Annotated in this window: 12 protein-coding genes; all 12 read left to right on the top strand. The window is 43.6% G+C overall.

The genetic code is table 11. From position 1 onward, the window contains the following. Positions 1-328: 328 nt before the first annotated feature. The 12 genes from U5K72_18185 (at position 329) to U5K72_18130 (ending at position 22,263) form a co-directional block, all read left to right on the top strand. A complete protein-coding gene (locus U5K72_18185) occupies positions 329-1,054 on the top strand; it encodes a GntR family transcriptional regulator (protein MDZ7720753.1) in 726 nt (241 codons plus the stop codon). 67 nt (positions 1,055-1,121) lie between these two features. Continuing rightward, positions 1,122-3,779, top strand: coding sequence for an ROK family protein (locus U5K72_18180; GenBank protein ID MDZ7720752.1), 2,658 nt, complete (start codon positions 1,122-1,124; stop codon positions 3,777-3,779). A 3-nt stretch (positions 3,780-3,782) separates the two neighbouring features. Beyond that, positions 3,783-5,171 carry a sugar porter family MFS transporter gene (locus tag U5K72_18175; GenBank protein ID MDZ7720751.1) on the top strand — a complete coding sequence of 463 codons (1,389 nt, stop codon included), beginning with the start codon at positions 3,783-3,785 and terminating at the stop codon, positions 5,169-5,171. A gap of 608 nt (positions 5,172-5,779) precedes the next feature. After that, positions 5,780-7,231: a DUF1549 domain-containing protein gene (locus U5K72_18170; protein MDZ7720750.1), complete on the top strand. Its 1,452-nt coding sequence runs from the start codon at positions 5,780-5,782 to the stop codon at positions 7,229-7,231. Further along, on the top strand, positions 7,209-9,044 hold the full coding sequence (locus tag U5K72_18165; protein MDZ7720749.1) for a DUF1553 domain-containing protein: 1,836 nt from the start codon (positions 7,209-7,211) through the stop codon (positions 9,042-9,044). The genes U5K72_18170 and U5K72_18165 overlap by 23 nt, the downstream gene beginning before the upstream one ends. Before the next feature lie 4 nt (positions 9,045-9,048). Beyond that, complete coding sequence (locus U5K72_18160; protein ID MDZ7720748.1) at positions 9,049-10,509, top strand: DUF1501 domain-containing protein; 1,461 nt, start codon at positions 9,049-9,051, stop codon at positions 10,507-10,509. Positions 10,510-10,768: 259 nt separating this feature from the next. Beyond that, the gene (locus U5K72_18155; GenBank protein MDZ7720747.1) at positions 10,769-11,836 is read left to right on the top strand and encodes a hypothetical protein; all 1,068 of its coding nucleotides are present in this window, start codon (positions 10,769-10,771) and stop codon (positions 11,834-11,836) included. A 3-nt stretch (positions 11,837-11,839) separates the two neighbouring features. Continuing rightward, positions 11,840-13,243: a c-type cytochrome domain-containing protein gene (locus U5K72_18150; protein ID MDZ7720746.1), complete on the top strand. Its 1,404-nt coding sequence runs from the start codon at positions 11,840-11,842 to the stop codon at positions 13,241-13,243. 109 nt (positions 13,244-13,352) lie between these two features. Continuing rightward, positions 13,353-14,648 carry a hypothetical protein gene (locus U5K72_18145; protein ID MDZ7720745.1) on the top strand — a complete coding sequence of 432 codons (1,296 nt, stop codon included), beginning with the start codon at positions 13,353-13,355 and terminating at the stop codon, positions 14,646-14,648. 202 nt (positions 14,649-14,850) lie between these two features. Beyond that, the gene (locus tag U5K72_18140; protein MDZ7720744.1) at positions 14,851-18,078 is read left to right on the top strand and encodes a GH92 family glycosyl hydrolase; all 3,228 of its coding nucleotides are present in this window, start codon (positions 14,851-14,853) and stop codon (positions 18,076-18,078) included. Between the two features lie 171 nt (positions 18,079-18,249). Continuing rightward, positions 18,250-19,542, top strand: a complete 1,293-nt coding sequence (locus U5K72_18135; GenBank protein MDZ7720743.1) for an amylo-alpha-1,6-glucosidase — start codon at positions 18,250-18,252, stop codon at positions 19,540-19,542. A 327-nt stretch (positions 19,543-19,869) separates the two neighbouring features. Then, on the top strand, positions 19,870-22,263 hold the full coding sequence (locus U5K72_18130; protein MDZ7720742.1) for a GH92 family glycosyl hydrolase: 2,394 nt from the start codon (positions 19,870-19,872) through the stop codon (positions 22,261-22,263). Positions 22,264-22,348: the final 85 nt, after the last annotated feature.

Below are 22,348 nucleotides of genomic sequence, written 5' to 3'. Positions count from 1 at the left end.
GTTGATTTTTGATATTATTTTTTTGCTGTCATTTTAATAATAAAGCTTTTTGGGTGTATATGTTATTTGATAGAATGATTGGTAGATTTGCAGCGGAAGCGTCCGTTAAGCCTCCTTGAATATGGTTCGATAAAGCTTTAGTTGATGATCAACAAAAAATTATCGAGTTTATCTGAAAATTTTGAGCGGTGCAAGATTTATAAATGTTTCTCAATATTATTGTCAATAAAAAAATTGATTTTTGAGAAATCGGTAACTCGGAATCTTTTAAAGAATAAAATCCTTAAATAGCTAAGATTTTTAAAACATATGTTAAAGATTACCAATTATGAAAATTGACCAGTCCTCAGGTGTACCACTTTATAAGCAGATTGAAAATTATATAAGAGAAGAAATAGCCAGTGGTAAATTTGATGATGGAAGTTTTTTGCCACGTGAAGAAAAACTTGCCAACAAATTTGGTGTTTCGAGAAATACTGTCAGACAGGGAATTGTCAGTCTCGTGAATGATGGAATACTTAAAAGAACTCCTGGAAAGGGAACAGTGCTCGCAGAAAGAACAATTACAACCAAGCTTTCTGAATGGCATAGTTTTCGAAACGAAATGAAAAAAAAAGGGATAAGAGTAAAGGATTACTTTATTAATACCGAATTTGAGATTGCGCCGCAAGAAGCTTATCAAAAGCTGGAAGTGAGTAAGGATATAAAACTTTTCAAGTTGGAAAGGCTACGAGGAGATCAGTTAGCTCCCTTTGTATATTTTGTATCTTGGTTTCATCCCAGAACTCAACTGGATGAAAATGAAGATTATACCAGTTCACTCTACTCCATTCTTGAGAAGAAGCATTCTGTGATTCCTTCATATTCAGAAGAGGAACTGGATGCTATTGAAGCAGATGAAAGAATTGCAGAATATCTTCAGATCGAAAAGCGAAAACCCATTCTTTTTAGAAAAAGGCTGGTATTAGATGCAGGAGAACGTCCCATCGAATTTAATGTTGGTTATTACCGGAGTGATAAGTTTACATATTCCATCCGATTTGAAAAGAAATAAGTTGGCAATTTTTTAAAAATTTGACTATTTACACTCTAAATGTTTAAACATTTAGACAAAATATTAAATGGCCTGTTACATAGCTCTTGATATTGGTGGAAGCCATATTACTTCTGGACTTGTCAATTTCAAAAATAGTAATCATAAGGTTGAATACACCTTCCACCAACCAATAGATAACAATGCAACTGTAGATCAACTGCTTGCAAATATTACTGATTCCATTGTTAATGTTTCAAACCAATTAACCCGTTCCCAGATATTAAAAGGCATCGCTGTTTCTATGCCGGGCCCTTTTAATTATAAGAAGGGTGTCAGTCGTATTGAGCATAAATTCAATTCCTTGTTTGCTCTCGACTTGAAAACAAGTCTTTCAAATATTCTGGCCAAAAAAGATATTCAAGTTGATCAAATTACTTTTTTAAATGATGCCCAGTCTTTTTTGCTGGGAGTATTGCATCAAAAATGTATTCATTCTGAAAAAGTATTGGCAATAACATTGGGTACGGGAATTGGAAGTGCCAGTTATTCGGGGGGTGAACTGTTCTCGGGTTTATTGGACGAAAATCCTCTTTACAATAGCAGCTTTAAGACAGGAATTGCCGAAGATTACTTTTCCACAAAATGGTTTTTAAATCAGGCTGCAAAAAAAGGTATTGGCAATGGTACCGCAATTTCCGGAGTGAAAGAACTGGCAATGAAAGCGGAAGATGATCAGGCAGTACAACAAATCTTTGATCATTTTGGGAAGAATCTTGCTGAATATTTAGATGATTTAATTAGCCAAAAACAAGTTGACCGAATTGTATTTGGCGGAAAGATTTTTCATTCTTTTCATCTGTTTGAAGATTCATTTAGAGATCTCTTTACGGATAAAGTGTGGGTTCAGATTGTTGATAATACATCAGAATATTCACTTTTGGGAGCTGCTTTCGACCAAAAACAAAATGGAATGGGAGGCGGACAAAACAAGATTCGAAAGTCAGTATCACCAGTGCTTCCAATACATAAGAAGAAAGAACCTGAGGGTTATGACATTTATCCCACGTTTCCGCTGAGTGATGGAAAAATAAAGATGGGATATCATTCACTTATGGAGTTTATCCACAAGCAAGGCTCCAATCAAATTGTTATTGATGGGAATGTTGGTACCATATGGGAGGAGGTGATTTCCTGTTTAAACCGTGAATTTATATCGGCAGAAACAGATGTAAACTGGTATTGTATTGAAGCAGCTCATAAATCAGAGAGTGAGATTGATTCCATGCTTGAGGGATATTTAGGCGGCGATGATCCTTTGTTTGGGTTTCATTTTCCCGGCCAGTTGAAAGATTTTTTTGATGAACAGTCACTCTCACAAATTTCATCAGATAAAAATACGCTTTCAATTCTCTACGGTACGGGTGCATCTCTTGCAGGCTGGGAGGCTCCGGTCATTTATATTGACCAACCCAAAAATGAAATTCAATATCGATCGAGAGCTGGTTCAGTTACCAATATTGGATCATCTGACACAGAAGAGCCGAAGATAATGTACAAACGGTTCTATTTTGTGGACTGGCCGGTTTGCAATAAGCATAAACAGGAACTTTTAGGCCAGGCGACGGCCATTGGGGATGGACAGCGTCCAGGGGCAATTACCTGGATAGAAGGAGATGATTTTCGTGCCGGATTGGAAAGAATGGTACAAAGCCCTTTCCGGGTAAGGCCCTGGTTTGAACCGGGGGTTTGGGGCGGACATTGGATGCAAGATAAATTTGAAGGATTGAATCCCGATGCCAAGAACTATGCATGGTCATTTGAAATCATTGCTCCAGAAAACGGAGTTATTTTTGAAAGTGACGGAATTATGCTGGAGTTCGGTTTTGAATTTTTACTGTATCACAAAAATAAAGCAATTCTTGGCCGGCATGCGGATGAATATGGATATTATTTTCCTTTGCGATTTGATTACCTCGATACGATGGATGGGCAAAATCTTTCATTGCAGTGTCATCCCACGCTGGAATATATGAAGGAAGAATTCGGTGAACCAATCACTCAGGATGAAACCTACTATATCATGGATGCCGGGCCGAATGCTGAGGTTTATCTTGGATTTCAGGAGGATATCAATCGCGATCAGTTTCAAGATGTATTCGAGGAATGCGCAAAAAGTAAACGGAAAGCAGATGTTGAAAAATATGTACAAACATTTCCTTCAAAAAAACACGATCTGTTTCTGATTCCGGCAGGCACGATTCACTGTTCGGGTAAAAATAATTTGGTATTGGAGATCAGCAACACACCTTACATTTTTACCTTTAAAATATATGACTGGCAGCGTCTTGATCTGGATGGAAATCCAAGGCCCCTGAATATAAGTCGTGCGCTGGAAAATCTGAATTTTAGCCGGGAGGGTAAATCAGTTGAGAAAGATTTTATTAGTAAATCTGAAATACAAGAAGAAGGTGATAATTGGAAAATTGTGAATCTTCCAACACACAAAGATCATCTTTATTCAATTCACCGGTTGGAATTTGAAAAATCAATCCGTGTAGATACGGAAAACAGATTTCATGTATTGAATTTGGTTGAGGGTGAGTCTGTCTACATCATCAGTAACCATCAAAAAATAAAACTTCGTTACGCCGAAACAATAGTAATACCTGCAACAACGGGAGAGTATCTGATTGAAAATTGCACAAATGGAAGTGCAAAGATCGTAAAAGCATTTATGAAATAGGCCATGCCAAAAGAAAATACATTTTATCTTGTACTCATTACCCTGATTGCTGCCACCGGCGGTTTTCTGTTCGGATTTGATATGGCTGTGATTTCCGGAGCACTTACGTTTGTTCAGGATCAGTTTAATTTAACTGCAGTTCAGGAGGGATGGCTTGTTTCATCGGCATTGATCGGGTGTATTATCGGTGTAGCGGCATCGGGTGAATTTAGTGACAGACTTGGCCGACGATTTGCTATGAAAACGGCCGCTTTACTCTTCTTCCTTTCTGCTGTGGGGACTGCCGCAGCTCCGGGTTTTGCCTGGTTGATAACCGCACGACTGCTGGGGGGGATTGGCGTTGGTATCGCTTCGAATGTAGTGCCTTTATACATCTCAGAGATTGCCCCGTCCCATATTCGCGGCAGATTGGTTACTTGCTATCAGCTTGCTATAACTGTGGGAATTTTGTTTGCGTATATATCTAATGCTATTGTGTTGAATCTTACTGAAAGCACGAGTAGTTATAACTTGTGGGGTTTTCTGGAGTTCATTTTTGTTGATGAAGTCTGGAGAGGTATGTTTGGGATTGAAACAGTCCCGGCTCTCATCTTTTTAGGAGGTATTTTTATGATACCTGAAAGTCCAAGATGGTTATATAATCAGAAGAGGGGAGATGAAGGCAGATCTATCCTACAGCGTATTATGGGCAGTAAAAAAGCGGAGGAGAGTGCAAAAGAAATTCAACAAACCCTGGAAGAGGAGGAAGGTTCATACAGAGAACTGTTGAAACCTGGTTTGCGAAAGGCATTAATCATTGGATTATTGCTACCGGTTTTTTCACAATTCAGTGGAATAAATGCCATTATCTACTATGGACCCAGAATTTTGAATGAAGCGGGGATGGAAGTGAATAACGCACTTCTTAGCCAAATACTGCTCGGATTTGCAAATATGGTATTTACGTTTATTGCTGTATGGAAAGTAGACAGCCTTGGCCGTCGACCGCTTTACCTTTTTGGCACGGCAGGTGCAACCATTTGTCTGACAGCTACCGGGTATTTTTTCTTTATTGGTGCTACCGGCAGTGTGTTTTTGTTAATCAGCGTTATAGCTTTTCTGGCTTGCTTTGCCTTCTCTATCGGTCCATTAAAGTTTGTGATTGCTTCAGAAATATTCCCCAATAGAATTCGGGGTCGTGCCCTGGCGTTAAGTATTATGGCAATGTGGATTGCTGATACGATTGTGGGTCAGATTACCCCCATGTTATTGTCAGCAGGAGGGGCATCTGCTACTTTTTGGTTCTTTGCCCTCTTCTGTATCATTGCATTTTGGTTTATCTACAAAATGGTTCCAGAAACAAAGGGTAAATCGTTGGAAGAGATACAACAAATGTGGAAAACAGAGATCTGATATTAAAACAGCGGAGTATAGTAAAAATCAAAAAAGAAAGTAGTTCATAGATTTGAAAATCTAATGTATAGATCATATCCGGGCAGTAAGTAAATTTATTGGGTAAACCTGACTGAAACCACTCATTTTATCAGGTTATGACCCTTTAATCTTCTTCAGTTTCAAATAGAATGTTATTCATCAATAATGACCGAGATTTGTCACCCTCTCTATTTGAATTTTATCTCATAAAAACGTCCCTCCCAAGGAAGCTAATTTAAAAAATAGATTCTCATCTCATTATTCATTCACCGCAGGTTCAGCATTATGAATATTTAATTGTTTAAACATTTGTACATAATAATTTTTTTCTTTATTTAATTCTAACAATCGAGTATTTAATTTTTTATATAATAGAACGCTTTGCAAAACCGTGGTTACCGGTCAATCTGAACTCGATTCAGATTCTCCATTCGTCTTTAGAGCCAGTATCTGGAGATCCTAAATCGAGTTCAGGATGACGGTCAGAGTTTTGCAAAGCGTTCTAATATTATTCTTTAGTAAATCTAAAGCTATTTAATTACTCTTTATTACAATAACATGGAATTCAATCGCCTGTAATGAAACAGATGTCATCTCATAGAAACAAAAGTTATTTTCGTGCTGGAATGATTCTGTTAGTTTTGGTGATGTTTACATTCTATTCAGGATGCACTTCTGAGAACGAGCAATTCACCAGTGACCCAATCCCGGAGAATGTTGACTTCAATTTTGATGTAAAACCGATCTTATCGGACCGCTGTTTTGCCTGTCACGGTCCTGATGAGGCTGCCGTTGAAGCGGATTTGCAACTCACCACCGAAGAGTTGGCGTATGCTGCGTTGGGTGAAGAGAAGAATCGATTTGCCATCGTTCCGGGGGATCCCCATGACAGCGAACTTTATAAACGAATCTCTTCTGACGATCCCGATTTTATGATGCCACCTCCGGCATCAAACCTGAGTATTACCGACCGGGAAATTGCCATTCTGAGAAAATGGATCGAACAGGGAGCCGAATACAAAAAGCATTGGTCGTTTATCCCACCCGAAAAACCGGAACTTCCTGAAGTTAGCAATGATGACTGGCCCAAAAATGAGATCGACTATTTTGTAATGAATAAACTGGAGGAGAGGGAATTTACACCTTCAGAACGGGCATCCAAAGAGAAATTAATTCGTCGTGTTTCTTTTGATCTGACCGGCTTACCGCCAACCGTAGATGAAGTGAACAAATTTGTAGCCGAAGATTCACCCGATGCTTATGAAAAACTGGTGGATCGATTATTGGCATCAAAAGCGTATGGTGAGCGAATGGCAACCGAATGGCTGGATGTGTCGCGATATGCCGATACGCATGGTTATCAGGACGATGGCCCGAATCACATGTGGCCCTGGCGGGATTGGGTGATCGAAGCGTTTAACCAGAATATGCGGTTTGACCAGTTTACAACCTGGCAAATTGCGGGAGACATGCTGCCGAATGCAACCCGCGAGCAAAAACTGGCAACGGGATTTAACCGGGTTCATATGCAAAGCCAGGAGGGCGGCATTGTAGACGAAGAGTACAGGGTTGAATATGTGGCCGACAGAACCAATACAACAGCGTCCGCATTTCTCGGAATGACGATGGAGTGCGCGCGATGCCATGATCACAAGTACGATCCCATCTCTCAGAAGGAGTATTTCCAGTTTTCAGCCTTTTTTAACAATGTGAATGATGCGGGCCAGATCCCAAATGAGGGGATGGCAGGGCCAACCATATTACTGCCGGATAGTGTTGCAAATCAACAAATCAACTACCTGGAAGAAGCCATTAAAAAACAGGAAGAGGGTTTAGAGAAGTATACAGCAAGCAGAAGTGATGGTTTTTCGGAGTGGCTGAATTCCGGAATCAGTAAAGATTCCATTCTTCCATCAGAAGAAGGGTTGGTTACACACGTAGATTTTAATTCCATCAAAGATGGACAAGTCATGGAATTAGTCGGTGATTCGCTTGCCGGTAAAATAAAAGGAGAATCTGCCGATTCGGGATGGCATTGATGGAAAAGCGCTCGAATTTAATAAAGGAAATTCTATCGATCTGGGTGATATTGCAGCATTTGAACGAACCGAGCCCTTTTCACTGAGTATTTGGGTGAATCCGTCAGACACCACTGCGGAATCGGAGGCTCCGGTTATCGTGAAGATGGGAGCGATATTTATCGGGTACAGGGGATATGATCTGACTCTTCTTGAAAACAAAATCTCTGTCCGGCTGGTACACGGCTGGCCGTTTAATTCGATTAAAGTTACATCGCGAGATGCCTTGCCGCTTAATCAATGGAGTCATATTGGAGTTACGTATGATGGATCAAGCAAAGCCGGTGGAATTAACATCTATGTGAATGGCGAACGTTGGGAATCCGAGATATTCCAGGATAATCTCTTTAAGAATATTGCGATTGGTGAAGAGCAAAAGACCTATCCATACCAGAATTTCCTGATTGGTGAACGAAATTCATTTGAAAAAATAGAGTACGAAGGCCTGAAACTGGATGAGTTGAAAATTTATGACCGCCGGTTGAGCCAGGCTGAGATGATGGCGCTGGCAGGAAGCGACGATTTGCCGGCACTGATGGCCGCCGCCTCACCCGAACTTCAGGATGAATACCGAAAAGAAATTTTATCAGAACACTATCTGATTCATCAGGATGAAAACTATCGGCAACAGTTTGAAGAATTACTACAGCTTCGGGTTCAAAAAAGCCAGGTGACCGATACGCTGCGGGAAGTCATGGTGATGGGAGAGCGGATCAAACCGCGGGATACGTATGTTCTTGGTCGGGGTTTATATGATCAGCGTGGCGAAAAAGTGGAGCCAAATGTTCCGAAAAGTGTGATGGATTTCCCTTCCAACTTTCCCCGAAACAGATTAGGGCTGGCGCAGTGGCTGGTCAGTGATGAAAATCCATTAACGGCGCGTGTGATCGTAAACCGTTACTGGCAGATGTACTTCGGGAATGGAATTGTGGATACACCCGGTGATTTTGGGAACCAGGGTTCGCTGCCCACTCATCCTGAATTGCTGGACTGGCTTGCGGTTACATTTCGTGAAAGCGGCTGGGATCTGAAAGCCTTGCATAAGAAAATTGTGATGTCGAATACCTATCAGCAATCGGCTGTGATTACAAAAGAAAAACTGGCGGAAGATCCGGCCAACAGGTACCTGGCACGCGGACCCCGTTTCCGAATGTCTGCCGAAATGATTCGTGATAATGCTCTTGCCGCAAGTGGATTACTGGTGGAGGAAGTTGGCGGACCCAGCGTAAAACCGTATCAACCCGAAGGATTATGGAAAGAGAAAACATCGGGACGATATCTGCCAGAATATATCCAGGATCATGGAGATTCATTGTATAGGAGAAGTCTCTACACATTTTGGAAGCGAACTTCTCCGCCGCCATTCATGACGACGTTTGACGCTCCGGGACGAAGCCACATGTCATTAAAACGAGGCAAAACCAGCACACCTCTTCAGGCGTTGTTTACGCTTAATGATCCGCAATTTGTAGAAGCTTCCCGATTACTTGCCGAACGAATGATGACGGAGGGCGGTGAAAACCTGGAGAGTCAAATTTCATTCGCGTTTAAAGCGGCAACATCGCGAGCCCCGGGGGAGAAAGAGATTCAACTACTGTCTGAATTATACCGGGAAGAATTTGAAGCATTTCAAGCTGAGCCATCACGAGTTGATTCACTATTGGGGGTGGGTGAATATCCGGTTGGCAACAATTTAGATACGACTCAATTGGCCGCAGGAACCATTGTGGCAAGCACGATCCTCAATCTCGACGAAACCATAACCAAAGAGTAAAACCATGTCCGAAGAAATTGACAAGCTGAATTGTAATATGAATCGCCGGCATTTTCTTTCAAAAACAAGCATGGGTTTAGGTGCGGCTGCGTTGGCTTCGTTGCTCAGTCCCAAAACACTTTTTGGTGATCGGTCGGGGGGATTGGACGGAGCACTGGATTCACCGCATATCATCCCCAAAGCAAAACGGATCATCTATCTTTTTCAGAGTGGGGGACCTTCGCAGCAGGATATGTTTGATTACAAGCCAAAGTTACGGGAATTGCAAGGTTCCGATTTGCCTCCATCTGTGAGGGGTGATCAGCGGTTAACCGGCATGACGGCCAACCAGGATGGATTTCCATTGGCCGGTTCGCATTTTGATTTTGAGCAATATGGTGACAGCGGTATTTACGTCAGCGAATTGATGCCTTATACTGCTGAAGTTGTGGATGAGCTCTGTTTTGTGAAGTCAGTGTATACGGATGCTATTAACCATGATCCGGCTATCACCTTCATCCAAACAGGTTCGCAGCAGGCCGGCCGTCCAAGTATGGGCTCTTGGTTGAGTTATGGATTGGGTTCAGACAATGAGAATCTACCGGCTTTTAGCGTATTGATCTCCCGAGGATCGGGTCGGCCGTTTGATCAGCCTCTCTATTCCCGACTTTGGGGAAATGGGTTTTTACCATCACTGCATCAGGGGGTTCAGTTTCGGTCCGGGAAAGATCCCGTTCTGAATCTGAATGATCCCCCGGGTGTAAACAAAATGAGCAGACGTAATATGCTTAGTAAACTGAAAGATCTGAATAAATTGCACCTGAACGAGTTTGGCGATCCTGAAATTACATCCCGCATCAGCCAGTATGAAATGGCGTATCGAATGCAGACCTCGGTTCCCGAAACGATGGATCTTTCTGATGAACCGGATTGGGTGTTTGATATGTACGGAGAAGACGCTCGAAAACCGGGTACGTACGCGGCAAATTGTCTGTTGGCACGACGGTTAGCTGAGCGGGATGTGAAATTCGTTCAGTTGTACCATATGGGTTGGGATCAGCATAATGGTATTCCGGATCAGCTGCCTCTTCAGTGTAAAGATATTGACCAGGCATCGGCGGCGTTGGTGAAAGACCTGAAACAGCGTGGTTTGCTGGATGAAACACTTGTGATTTGGGGCGGAGAGTTCGGCCGCACATCTTACTGCCAGGGACAACTCACCAAAGAAACTTATGGCCGCGATCATCACCCAAGATGTTTTACCATGTGGATGGCCGGCGCAGGTGTAAAGTCAGGTTTTGAATATGGCAAAACCGATGAATTTGGATACAACATTGTGGAGAACCCGGTTCATATTCACGATATCCAGGCGACTATTTTACATTTGATGGGCGTGGACCACGAACGGCTCACGTACAAACACCAGGGTCGCCGGTTCCGATTGACGGACGTACACGGCCATGTAGTGGAAGATATTTTAGCATGATAAATAAGATGGACGTAAATGCATTGAAAAAGTCACCCCTTTTTCCAAGAAGGGGATTTCCCCGTAGGGATACCTTAAGGAAGGGGTGGTTAGTCCCCCTTTGAAGGGGAATGTGAGCACGACGTATGTCGTGTGAACTCGGGGGATGTACTACCCCCTCCCTCCGTCGGCTGACGGAGTACTCCCCTCAAGGGGAGAGTATTTGTTTTAACTCGTAAACGAATTCAGGTTATTTTAGCTTAAACTCTCAAGAAAACTAATGGCAGATACGAAAACTTCCCGTCGGGACTTCATCAAAAAAAGCTCGCTTTTAGCAGGCGGAGCGATCCTCCCTTCGATGTTCTATATCGGACAAAGCAAACCTAAACTGGATGAAACAGTTTTAGGGCATGGTGATTTCCAGTATCGGGTTCATAAAGAATGGGGGAACCTGAATCCGGAAAATACGCCCGTTAAAAACTGCCATGAAATGGTGATGGATTCAAAAGGCCGCCTGATTATGATCACAGATGATACCCGGAATAATATCATCATCTATGATAAATCGGGGAAGCTTTTGGACTCCTGGGGAGATCAGTTTCCGGGCGGTCACGGACTCACGCTCTTTAATGAAGGCGGGAAAGATGTTCTTTTTATCACCGACTTCAGCCTTGGAAAAGTTTTCAAAACGACCGTGGATGGACAACCGCTGTTGACCATCGATCATCCAAAAACGATTGGAGAATATTCTGAAGAAGATCCTTTTCGGCCGACGGAAACAGCCATTGCTCCGAATGGCGATATTTATGTAGCAGACGGATACGGCTCACAGTTTATTCTTCGGTACGATTCAGCCGGAAAGTTTATCCGAAAATTTGGCGGGGAAGGCGATGCAGATCATCAATTTAGCACGGCTCATGGTGTTGCCATCGACGATAGAAATGGTAATGATCCAACTCTGCTCTGTACTTCCAGGGGGCATAACTCCTTCAAGCGATTTACAATGGACGGTGAATACCTTGAAACGATTTTTCTGCCGGGAGCCTTTGTTTGCCGTCCGGTTATTGATGACGGAAATATCTACTCCGGAGTTTGCTGGTCGCGCTTGCGGTATCTTAATCAAACCGATAATTCCGGGTTTGTCACAATCTTGAATGAGGAGAACCGGGTTGTTTCGAATCCGGGAGGGACCAAGCCTGAATACGAAAATGGCGAGCTTCAGTTGATGGTCCAGCAGAATCCTCTGTTTAAGCACTGCCACGATGTTTGCGTGGACGAGGACAAAAACCTGTATGTATGCCAATGGAATGCCGCCCAAACCTACCCCATAAAACTGGAGCGAGTGTAATTCATGGGAGAATCATCTGATCTTGTTCTGTTTATCGGGCGTTTTCATCCCGTCTTTGTACACTTGCCCATTGGATTTTTGCTGTTGGCATTTCTGTTTGAGATCTGTTCACGGTTCAATAGATTTGAAAATCTTGAACCTGCCGTTCCTTTTACTCTTCTTTTAGGTGTAGCGAGTGCATTCACTGCTGCTGGCACCGGTTATCTGCTTTCGCTGGATGGCGGATATGGAGAAGACTTACTTTGGACTCATAAATGGCTCGGAATTTCAGTTGCCGTACTTTCGCTTTGCGCGTTAGTTCTTCGCCAGTGGTTTTATGAGAATGTACAGCTTAAAAAATTGTATACATTTCTAATGTGGGGAATGGTTTTCGGTTTGATGGGAGCGGGTCACTATGGCGGATCGTTAACCCACGGATCGGATTACCTGGTTCGATATATGCCAGAGCCATTGCGATCCATCACCGGAGCTCCTGTGGTTGAAGCAAAAAGTATTAAACAGATCGAGAACCTGGATTCTGCCAAAGTATTTATGGATGTGATTCACCCCATTTTAGATACGAGATGTGTTAGCTGCCACAATCCGGAGAAGAAAAAAGGAGAGCTGCTTCTTACATCTTATGATGAAATTATGCAGGGCGGAGATAGCGGTCCGGCGCTGGAAGTGGGTAGCTCAGAAAGGAGCGAATTGGTAAAACGTATTTTACTGCCCGATCGTCACGATGATCGGATGCCTCCATCCGGGAAACAGCAATTAACCGATGATCAAAAAGACCTGATCTCATGGTGGGTGGATCTGGGCGCTCCGATGGATCAAGCCATTTCCGGAGTGGAAGTACCGGATGAAATCATGGAAAAGCTGAATAAACTGACGGTTGAAGGGACGAACTTTTTGGTGAGAACAGAGGTAAACCCACCAGACAAAAGCCTGATCAACCAACTAAACCAGAGTGGTGGAGTTCGGATTTCGCGAATCTCTCAAAACTCAAACTTCTTGCAGGTCAGAACTACCAATGGAGCAGAAAGTATTGATTTGAATCAGTTATCGCCTCTGTCATCTCAGGTTACCTGGTTAGACCTGTCGGGAGCGGCCGTTTCTGATAGTTCGTTGACTGTGTTATCAAGTTTCAGAAATCTCACCCGACTTAATCTTTCACAAACCGGTATTGATGGCAGCTCACTTCAGCATCTGAAGGGACTGGAGCATCTTGAATATTTGAATCTTTACGGAACCAAGATTAGTGATCAGGGGCTGAACCACCTTCAATCTTTGCCTTCTTTGAAGAGTCTGTATTTGTGGAGGACAAACGTAAGCTTAGAGGCAATCCAACAGCTAAAAAATAATCTGCCTGATGTAGATATAAATACTGGTGTCAATTCAGAGAATATCACAGAGAATCAGGATTAAACAGAAGTGGAATAATTATATGGAAAAAAAACCAAGACTCAGCACCTTTGATTGCTGCACCAGCAAATTTTGTCAAGTATCGAGTTCAACACAACGATTTCAAAAAATAATGATCTTTGGAAAAAAATATCTGCTAATCATTCTCCCACTATTTCTATTCTATTCATGTGCTGCCGAAGATTCAAATCGTGAGTTGATCGAGGCACTGAATAATGATCCCAACATCCCGGTTGTAAAAGAGAAAGCGATAGAAATTGTTTCAGGCGGATTTAATGCAGGCGACAGCTATTCCGAAGTTTGGATCAGGGATTTCAACACATTTATTGAGCTTGCACTGGAGCTGCACGATCAGGAAATCGTGAAAGAGAATTTGCGAATATTCTTTCGGTTTCAAAGTGATGAGGGCGGAATTGTTGATGGCTTTATTCCGCGTGTTGAAGATCCGGGCGGGGGATACGATTATATCTATTCAGATCTTGAGCCGGACCGCATGGCGCACAAAAATACCGTGGAAACCGACCATGAATCCTCTTTGATACAATCCGTTTATAAATATATCAAACACACGGGAGATCACGATTTTTTAGATGAAACGGTTGGTGGAATGACCGTGACAGAACGAATGCTTTTTGCCGTGGATTTTTTGATGAATGAACGATGGAGTGAGGAGTACGGCCTGATTTGGGGCGCAACTACAGCCGATTGGGGAGATGTGCAGCCGGAACACGAGTGGGGAGTGTATCTGACTGAAGATACCCACTACGCCGTGGATGTGTACGATAACGCTATGTTTTTAATCGCCCTTGAAAACCTCGCAGAATTATTGCCTGAACAAGCGGATGAATTGATGGAAATTCATGACAATATTTCTGCAAATGTGATGAAACACCTCTGGGATGAGGAGAACCAGCAATTCGTTCCCCATCGCTACCTGGACGATTCACCCTTCCCGGATGATTTTAATGAAGATAAAATTTACCAGCACGGCGGTACGGCTGTTGCCATCGAAGCGGGGTTGCTTTCAAAAGAACAGGTTTATGATGCTCTGCAGCGAATGCGGGAAAATGTAGAAGCAGCAAATGCGGCAACGATTGGCTTAACACTCTATCCGCCCTATCCGGAAGGTTTTTTCATGAATGAAGGAATGTATCCCTACGGCTATCAAAACGGTGGGGACTGGACCTGGTTTGGCGGACGAATGATTCAGCAGCTCATACGATATGGATTTGTAAAGGAAGCGTATAAAGAGGCCAAGCCCATGTTTGAACGGGTTGTTGAAAATGACGGCTTTTACGAATGGTACACACCCGAGAACGAGCCGAAAGGTTCAGGAACATTCAGAGGTTCGGCCGGAGTGCTATATACCGCAATTGAAATGTTTGAAGAGTGGGCTGAAAATCAATAAACAATCTATTAGCAAAAACGTTGTTTCGCCCTCACCCCCAACCCCTCTCCCCGCGGGAGAGGGGCGAAGGGGAGAGGGCGAAACGATGTATGGTCTGATACCAAGAGTCTTTTAGCGCTCAACACATACTGAAAGAGGGGGCTTTTGCTCAGTAAAAACGCAATTGAACACTGATATATAAAAATCCTGAATCCATTTTACGATGAAAACAATCAAATATCTTCTCGTTTTTCTTGTCTTATTCACTTTCCCTGCATTTCTGCATGCTTTAAACGGCTCAGAAAAAAATCTGCACATTCCCGAACAAAATGATAATCAAGTTATTTGGAGTCTCGGGGAGAAGGATCATTCCGCAAATGAATTTGCACTGGCTCCTGATGGCTTTGAGGATTTTAAATATGAGGATTTCGGGTATGAGGATAAATTTTTTGCGGTTGGTTTTCACGATCAGAAAGAAGAGATACCTTATGTTTTACCGGGACCTGCAGATACCTGGGGCGGTACCTGGTCCACGTCTGGATGGAGAAGCAACCAGATAACGATTCTGTTTTCTGCTGATGAACAACCAAAGAACGGAGATTATACACTCTATATTGAACTTGCTGATTTCGCGAAAGAATTTTTGCCCCTGGTGAAAGTCTACATCAATGATCAGGAAGAGCGGGTTGCTCTTGAAGCAGAAGGATATGACCGGGGATCCCAGCGTTCACCTTCAAGAAGGGAGGAATTTATCAATGAAGACGCGTTAAAAGGGGATGACACAGACGCCACTCCAACGACTATTGCAATTCCGGTGGATCAAAATGTCATCAAAAAAGACGGGAACAGAGTAACGATTACAGTTTTGGAGGGATCATGGATTAAGTTTGATCAGATTCGGCTGGAAGGTCCGGAATTGAAATTGCGTAAAGCAGAAAAGTTATTTGTAAGAGAAGTGCGTCCGGCGGATTATCAGATCTCAAGAAACCAAGGAGATTTTCAGCCGCTGCTGGTAAATATTGAACACCTTGAAGGCGCTCCGGTTTTGAGTGTGGAACTGGACGGGGAATCTGTTTTTGAAGAGACCGTGGAGATGGGGCATTACGATTTTGAAGCGCCCATGCCCGCAGTATCGGAACCGGTTACGAGCGAGTATACGATTCTTGTAGATGGCCGCAAGATAGAATCGGGAACGGTTAAGCGTTCGCCACAGCAGACTCAAACACTTCCGGGTTATGTGGATACCCGCATGGGAGCGGCTCATGCACGCTGGATGTATACGCCGGGTCCTTCGATGCCATTTAGTATGGTAAAACTGAGTCCCATCAACCAAAACTCTGGATGGCAGGCCGGATACGACTCAATTTTTGAGAGCATTGGGACCTTCAGCCATATTCATGAATGGACCATGGCTGGCCTTGGAATTTTTCCGACAAACGGTCCGCTGCAAACCCAAATTGGTGATGAGTTAAAACCGGATTCCGGCTATCGATCCAGGATCGATAAAAACAGAGAAGAAGCCCCCATCGGGTACTATAAAGCTCATCTGACGGATTATGATATTACGGCTGAACTGACATCAACGACAAGAAGCGGCCTGCTGAAATTTACATTTCCCGAAGAGCGAGACAGCGCCCGCGTTTTGATTGATTTCCATATCCCGGCAGAGTACAATTATGTACTGAAAGAAGTGGACGTAAAAAAAGTGTCGGATTATCGGTTGGAAGGGTATTCCGATCAATTTTCAGGCGGTGTCTGGAGTAATGATGCTGACCAGGATTACACCGTTCATTTTGTGATTGAGTTCGATCAACCCATTCATTCCATGGGCGGCTGGGTTGAGGATGAAATAGTTGAAGGTGAACATCTGAACGCAAAAGATATCAAGGACGCTGGCCTGTTTGTCTATTTTGATCAGAAAGAAAATTCCGTTGTGCAGGTTCGTACGGGAATCAGTCTTGTAAGCATTGAAAACGCCTCAGAGAACCTGGAAACAGAAATGAGCGAACCGTTTGGCTGGAATTTTGATGCAGTCAGGCAAAACCAGGTGGATACATGGGATAATTTAATGAGCAGAGTCCTCATCAGCACAAACAACCGCCTGGAAAAAAAGAGGTTTTATAACACGGTTTATCGGTCCCTGAGCACCCGGAATACCTGGAGTGATGTGAATGGCGAGTGGCGCGGAACAGACGGTGCCGTTCACAGGTTGATGGATCCCGATCATGTTGCGCTGGGATGTGATGCGTTCTGGAATACGTTCTGGAACCTGAACCAGATGTGGAACCTGATTACACCGGAGTGGAGCAACCGATGGGTCAATTCGCAGTTGGCCATGTACGATGCGTACGGATGGCTTGCCAAAGGGCCGGCCGGCATGAACTTTGTTCCGGTGATGGTTGCCGAACACGAAATTCCACTGATTGCCGGGGCATACCAGATGGGTATCCGGGATTTTGATGTGGATAAAGCACTGGAAGCAGCCGTTAAAATGCAGAGCACCCCGGCTCGAAAAGTTCATAATGGATTCGCAGGAAACCGGGATCTTGTGCATTATCTTGAACATCAATATGTGCCGTACGATCTCGGTCGGTTTTCAAACAGTTTGGAATATTCGTTTGATGACTGGACGGTTGGACAGCTTGCAAAGGCCACTGGCAATCAAGAGGTATACGAGACTTTTAATGACCGGGGTTATTGGTGGAAAAATACGATTTCCGACACTGGATTTGCTCATATGAAAGATAGTGATGGCAATTGGCTGGAGGATTTTGATCCTTTTGAATCCGGAGCAAACCGCCACTATGTAGAAGGAAATGCCTGGCAGCTCACGCATTTTGTTCCGCAGGATGTACCCGCGCTTATCGAAACGATTGGCAAAGAACGGTTTATTGAAAACCTGGAAGGTGGATTTGAAAAAAGCTATCCCCAGCGGTTCAATGCCCTCAATGATCAATATTGGGAAATTCCTGTGGATCAGGGAAACCAGCAGTCCCTGCATTTTGCATTTTTATTTAACTGGGCGGATAAACCATGGCTCACACAAAAATGGAGCCGGGCTGTTATGGAAAGATTTTACGGTTACGGTGTTGGAAATGCGTACCTGGGCGATGAAGATCAGGGACAGCTTAGCGCCTGGTTTGTGATGGCGGCCATCGGTCTGTTTCAAACCGATGGAGGCACGCGGACGGATCCGATTTATGAAATAGCCAGTCCTTTGTATGAACGGGTTGAAATTGACCTGGGCGGAAGATACGGCCGTGGGGATACATTTGTAATAGAGGCAAACAATGCATCAAGAAAAAACAAGTATGTACAGAGCGCAACGCTGAATGGCAAAGAGTTAAACACATTTTATTTTGATGCCTCTGAGTTGCTGAATGGGGGGTCGCTCATTCTTGAAATGGGGCCAGAACCAAATAAAGAATGGGGAGTTACTGAAAGTGAATAACTTTTTTGTGGAGAGTACTCTTCTTCTAAATAGTCTTTTTCGCAAAGCAGTACCTGCAACCAATTGTAGTTACTGTAAACTGGTTCATCTGATATCAAGATTAAACCATGCATAAAATGTTTGGGGAGAAGACTATGGTAACGGTTATCAAACAAAAAAAGACATAAACAGATGAAGCTGAGTATTCTAATTTTGGGTGGATTGCTGTTCATTTTTTCTGAAGATCAAAGCAAAGAGAATAAAATTCTTGCGGAGAAAATACTGGCAGATACTACAATTACTAAAGTGGATAGCATGGCCCGTAACCTGATGAAGAAAGGTTTTTATGCGGGATCAGGATATCAAATGGTGTGGTCTCGTGATTTGAATACTTTCATCGAACTCTCATGCGAAGAGTACGACAATAGCGTCATTCGTGAAAACCTCCTGATGTTTTTCCACTTTCAACAGGAAAACGGGGAGATGCTGGATGGCTATGTTCCGCGGGAAGCATTTACCTGGGGCGATCCCAATCCGTATGAGTCGGCCACGGCACCGGGTCATATTGGCTTCAAAAATACGGTTGAATCCGATCAGGAAACATCGTTAATCCAGGCCATTTACAAGTATATAGATAAAACCGGCGACATAACCATTCTGAATGAACGTGTTGACGGAAAAACGGTTTACAATCGCCTCAAATGGTCGGTGGAATATCTGCTCCAAGAGAGATATTCAGAAAAATACGGACTGATAACCGGCGCAACCACTTTTGACTGGGGCGATATTCAGGTTGAAGGCGGATCTGTTGTTGATGTGGATGAGTTGACGCACTGGAGTATTGATGTGTACGATAATGCCATGCTGGCTATTGCCGCACAAAATTTGGCTGAAATAAGCCCTGATGAAGAAAAAGAATATTGGGAAGAGTTGAATGAACAACTTCTGACAAATATTAAAGAGCATCTTTGGGACGCTGAAAACAGTAAATTCATCCCCCATATTTATATCGATGGTTCACCATTCCCCGATGATTTTGATGAAAACGAAATCCATTATCACGGAGGAACAGCAGTAGCTATTGAAGCCGGTGTTTTAAGCCGGAATGAAATTGCAGCAGTAGCTGAACAGATGAAAAGAAATGTTGAACTGGCAGGTGCACCTTCTATCGGTTTAACACTATATCCGGCCTACCCTTCAGAGCTTTTGGGTGAGAATGTTTCGGCTCCTTACCAATATCAAAATGGCGGCGACTGGACTTGGTTTGGGGGGCGGATGATTCAGCAACTCATCATTCATGGTTTTGTAAATGAAGCCTACGAACTATCGCGGCCGATGATTAAACGAGTAATCGAAAATGACGGGTTTTATGAATGGTACACCATGGAAGGGACTCCATCCGGTTCAGCAGAATTTAAAGGCTCGGCCGGTGTTCTGGGTAAAGCCATTCAACTGTTAAACGAGTGGGCAGAGGAAAATAAATAGGATGTATGGATGATATATTATTAGATATCAATGGTATAAACTTCAGCTCGATCCATAAATTATTTACTGAAAGTCCCCCTTTCCCGAAGGTATGCCCATGGCGAAAAGTGGTTGTGAAAAATTAAAGACTCGTTCTCAGCCCAACGTAACTTTTTTAAGTCTATGAATTTGTTTCGAATCTCCCCTCCCTGTCAAGTCCCGCCAGGGCGCGATAGGGAGGGGATGGGGGTGGGTCAGAAAGACCGGTGGTCAAAAATGAGCCCCTTATTAGGGGAGACTTTTTATTGTGATTTTATTAATCGAATTGAGGTTATAATTAAGAAAACAATGATGAAAGATGATGTTTCGGCACTGAAAATATTTACGGTAAAAAGAGTTCTTCTGATCTTTTGTTTAACACTTTTTGGGAGCTATGAGATTTTTGCGCAGGCAGATCGCTTTAGTGCTTATGTCGATCCGAATATAGGAACCGCCCACTCCCGCTGGTTTTTTCATACGCCGGCTGCGAATCCTTTTGGAATGGCCAAACCATCGGCTACCACCGACGGACACTATGGTAATGCCTCAGGCTGGGAAGCTGTTGGATACGATCCCCGCCACGAATCAATTGAAAGTTTTGTGAATTTTCGGGAGTTCCAGATTGGCGGCATTGCGCTGATGGCTACCACAGGAGAGTTGAAAACAACTCCGGGATTACTGGAAGAACCCGACAAGGGATACCGCTCACGATTTTCAAAAGAGAACGAAGTTGGCCGGCCCGGATATTACAGTGTGTTGCTCGACGATTATGATATAAAAGCTGAATTGACCTCCACTCCGCGTGTGGCTTTTCATCGCTATACATTTCCTGAATCAGAAGAGTCTAATTTGTTGTTTGATATAGGGTCCCGGCAGGGAGAGAGTGGGGAAGTGATTGATGCTTTTGTTCGGAAAGTATCGGACCGGGAAATTGAGGGATTTGTTATTACGCTGCCCGAGTATGTTAAAAACTATCAAAGCGGTGCTGCTGTAGCCATGTATTTTGTAGCGAAAATGGATAAAACCCCGGAAGCATTCGGAACATTTGCAGGGAGTGAGATTAATCCCGGCGATGAATCCGTTCAGGGTAAAGGGGCCGGAATGTACTTTAATTTTCATACAAGTGATCAGGAAAATGTCACGGTGAAAGTAGGCCTGTCGTACACCGGCACTAAAAACGCGAGGTTAAACCTGGAAACGGAGTCTGAGGGGATCTCTTTTGAAGAGGCCAGGGCTCAGGCAGAAGAGAAGTGGGAATCGATGCTGGGACGGATTGCCGTTGAAGGAGGCTCAAAAGAGAATAGAGTGAAATTCTACACCGGCCTGTATCATGCACTTTTAGGAAGGGGCCTGGCCAACGATGTGAATGGAAAGTATCGAAAAAATAATCACGCCATCGGACAAATACCGCTGGATGATAACGGGAAGCCTTTATATAATCACTACAATACCGATGCTGTTTGGGGAGCATTCTGGAACCTCGGAACTCTCTGGGCGATGGCCTATCCCGATTATCTGAGTGAATACCTGAACACCCATCTCGACTTTTTTGAGGAAACCGGATGGTTGTCTGATGGCATGGCTACATTTAAATACGTCTCCGGTGTTGGTACAAATTTTGTTGGGCAGTTCATTGCATCCGGATACAACAGGGAGATTCAGGGACTGGATACTGAGACAGCGTGGCAAGCAGTTCGCGGTAATGAGCTTGGCTGGATCAATCGGCCGTATGGTGCAGGAAAGCGGGATGTGAAAGCTTTTCTTGAGCATGGGTATGTACCATTTGAGAATTCTGGTGAGTATTATTCCGGTTCCACAAATAGATCATCCCGGTTTGCAGCTTCCCACACGATGGAGTACAGCTTTAGCGCGTATGCGGCGGCTCAAATGGCAAAATCACTGGGTAAATCCGATGATTATGAAACGCTTATGAATCTATCTCACGGCTGGAAAAAGCTCTATGATGAAGAGACCGGTTTTATCCGACCGCGCGGGCTGGATGGAGATTTTATTGATGACTTTGATCCGGCTGAACCCTGGAGAGGATTTCAGGAAGGGAATGCGTATCAATATACATTTTATGTGCCGCACGATCCTGAGGGACTGGTGGATAAAATTGGAAAAGATATCTTCAATGAGCGCCTGAACAAACTGTTTGAAGCAGCCGAAAAAGAAAACTTTTCGAGCAGTGAGGAAATCGATGCATTTGCAGCGGTGGGCGGAGTTTACAATCATGGAAATCAGCCGAGTCTGCATATCTCCTGGTTGTTTAACTATGCCGGTAAACCGTGGCTGACCCAGAAATGGGTTCGAAATATCAGCGATTCGTTTTATGGCACCGAACCTATTCACGGGTATGGTTTAGGCCAGGATGAAGATCAGGGACAATTAGGTGCATGGTTTGTTCTTGCGGGGATGGGACTGTTTGATGTTGCCGGTGGAAGTGATCAGGAGCCGACACTACAAATGTCGCTTCCGATGTTTGAAGAAGTACGCATCAAGCTTCACCAGGACCACTATCCCGGAGAAGAATTTGTCATTACTGTTGAAGGGGACCCTTTTGAACACAAATATATTCGTTCAGCAACACTGAACGGAAAATCATGGAACTCATTTCATTTTCCCTGGGAGACGTTTATCGAGGGTGGGCATCTGCATTTGGAATCTTCTCCAGATCCGGTAGAGACCTGGGGTATCGAATAAATAATGTGGTACAGATTCTTCCGAGAACGATATTATGAGTTTTATCAATTATCTGCAGATACATTAATCGTGCGTTGATAAAAAT

This window comes from Balneolaceae bacterium, assembly GCA_034521495.1.
GTDB lineage: Bacteria > Bacteroidota > Rhodothermia > Balneolales > Balneolaceae > Rhodohalobacter.
Note: the sequence above shows the minus strand (reverse complement) of the source record. Positions and strands in the feature narration are given on the sequence as shown.

Bases quoted from the DNA above. Each gene is read 5' to 3' on its own strand.
- U5K72_18130 (MDZ7720742.1), top strand. From the start codon at position 19,870: ATGATGAAAGATGATGTTTCGGCACTGAAAATATTTACGGTAAAAAGA.
- U5K72_18155 (MDZ7720747.1), top strand. From the start codon at position 10,769: ATGGCAGATACGAAAACTTCCCGTCGGGACTTCATCAAAAAAAGCTCG.
- U5K72_18150 (MDZ7720746.1), top strand. From the start codon at position 11,840: ATGGGAGAATCATCTGATCTTGTTCTGTTTATCGGGCGTTTTCATCCC.
- U5K72_18140 (MDZ7720744.1), top strand. From the start codon at position 14,851: ATGAAAACAATCAAATATCTTCTCGTTTTTCTTGTCTTATTCACTTTC.
- U5K72_18170 (MDZ7720750.1), top strand. From the start codon at position 5,780: ATGTCATCTCATAGAAACAAAAGTTATTTTCGTGCTGGAATGATTCTG.
- U5K72_18160 (MDZ7720748.1), top strand. From the start codon at position 9,049: ATGTCCGAAGAAATTGACAAGCTGAATTGTAATATGAATCGCCGGCAT.
- U5K72_18145 (MDZ7720745.1), top strand. From the start codon at position 13,353: ATGATCTTTGGAAAAAAATATCTGCTAATCATTCTCCCACTATTTCTA.
- U5K72_18135 (MDZ7720743.1), top strand. From the start codon at position 18,250: ATGAAGCTGAGTATTCTAATTTTGGGTGGATTGCTGTTCATTTTTTCT.
- U5K72_18175 (MDZ7720751.1), top strand. From the start codon at position 3,783: ATGCCAAAAGAAAATACATTTTATCTTGTACTCATTACCCTGATTGCT.
- U5K72_18185 (MDZ7720753.1), top strand. From the start codon at position 329: ATGAAAATTGACCAGTCCTCAGGTGTACCACTTTATAAGCAGATTGAA.
- U5K72_18180 (MDZ7720752.1), top strand. From the start codon at position 1,122: ATGGCCTGTTACATAGCTCTTGATATTGGTGGAAGCCATATTACTTCT.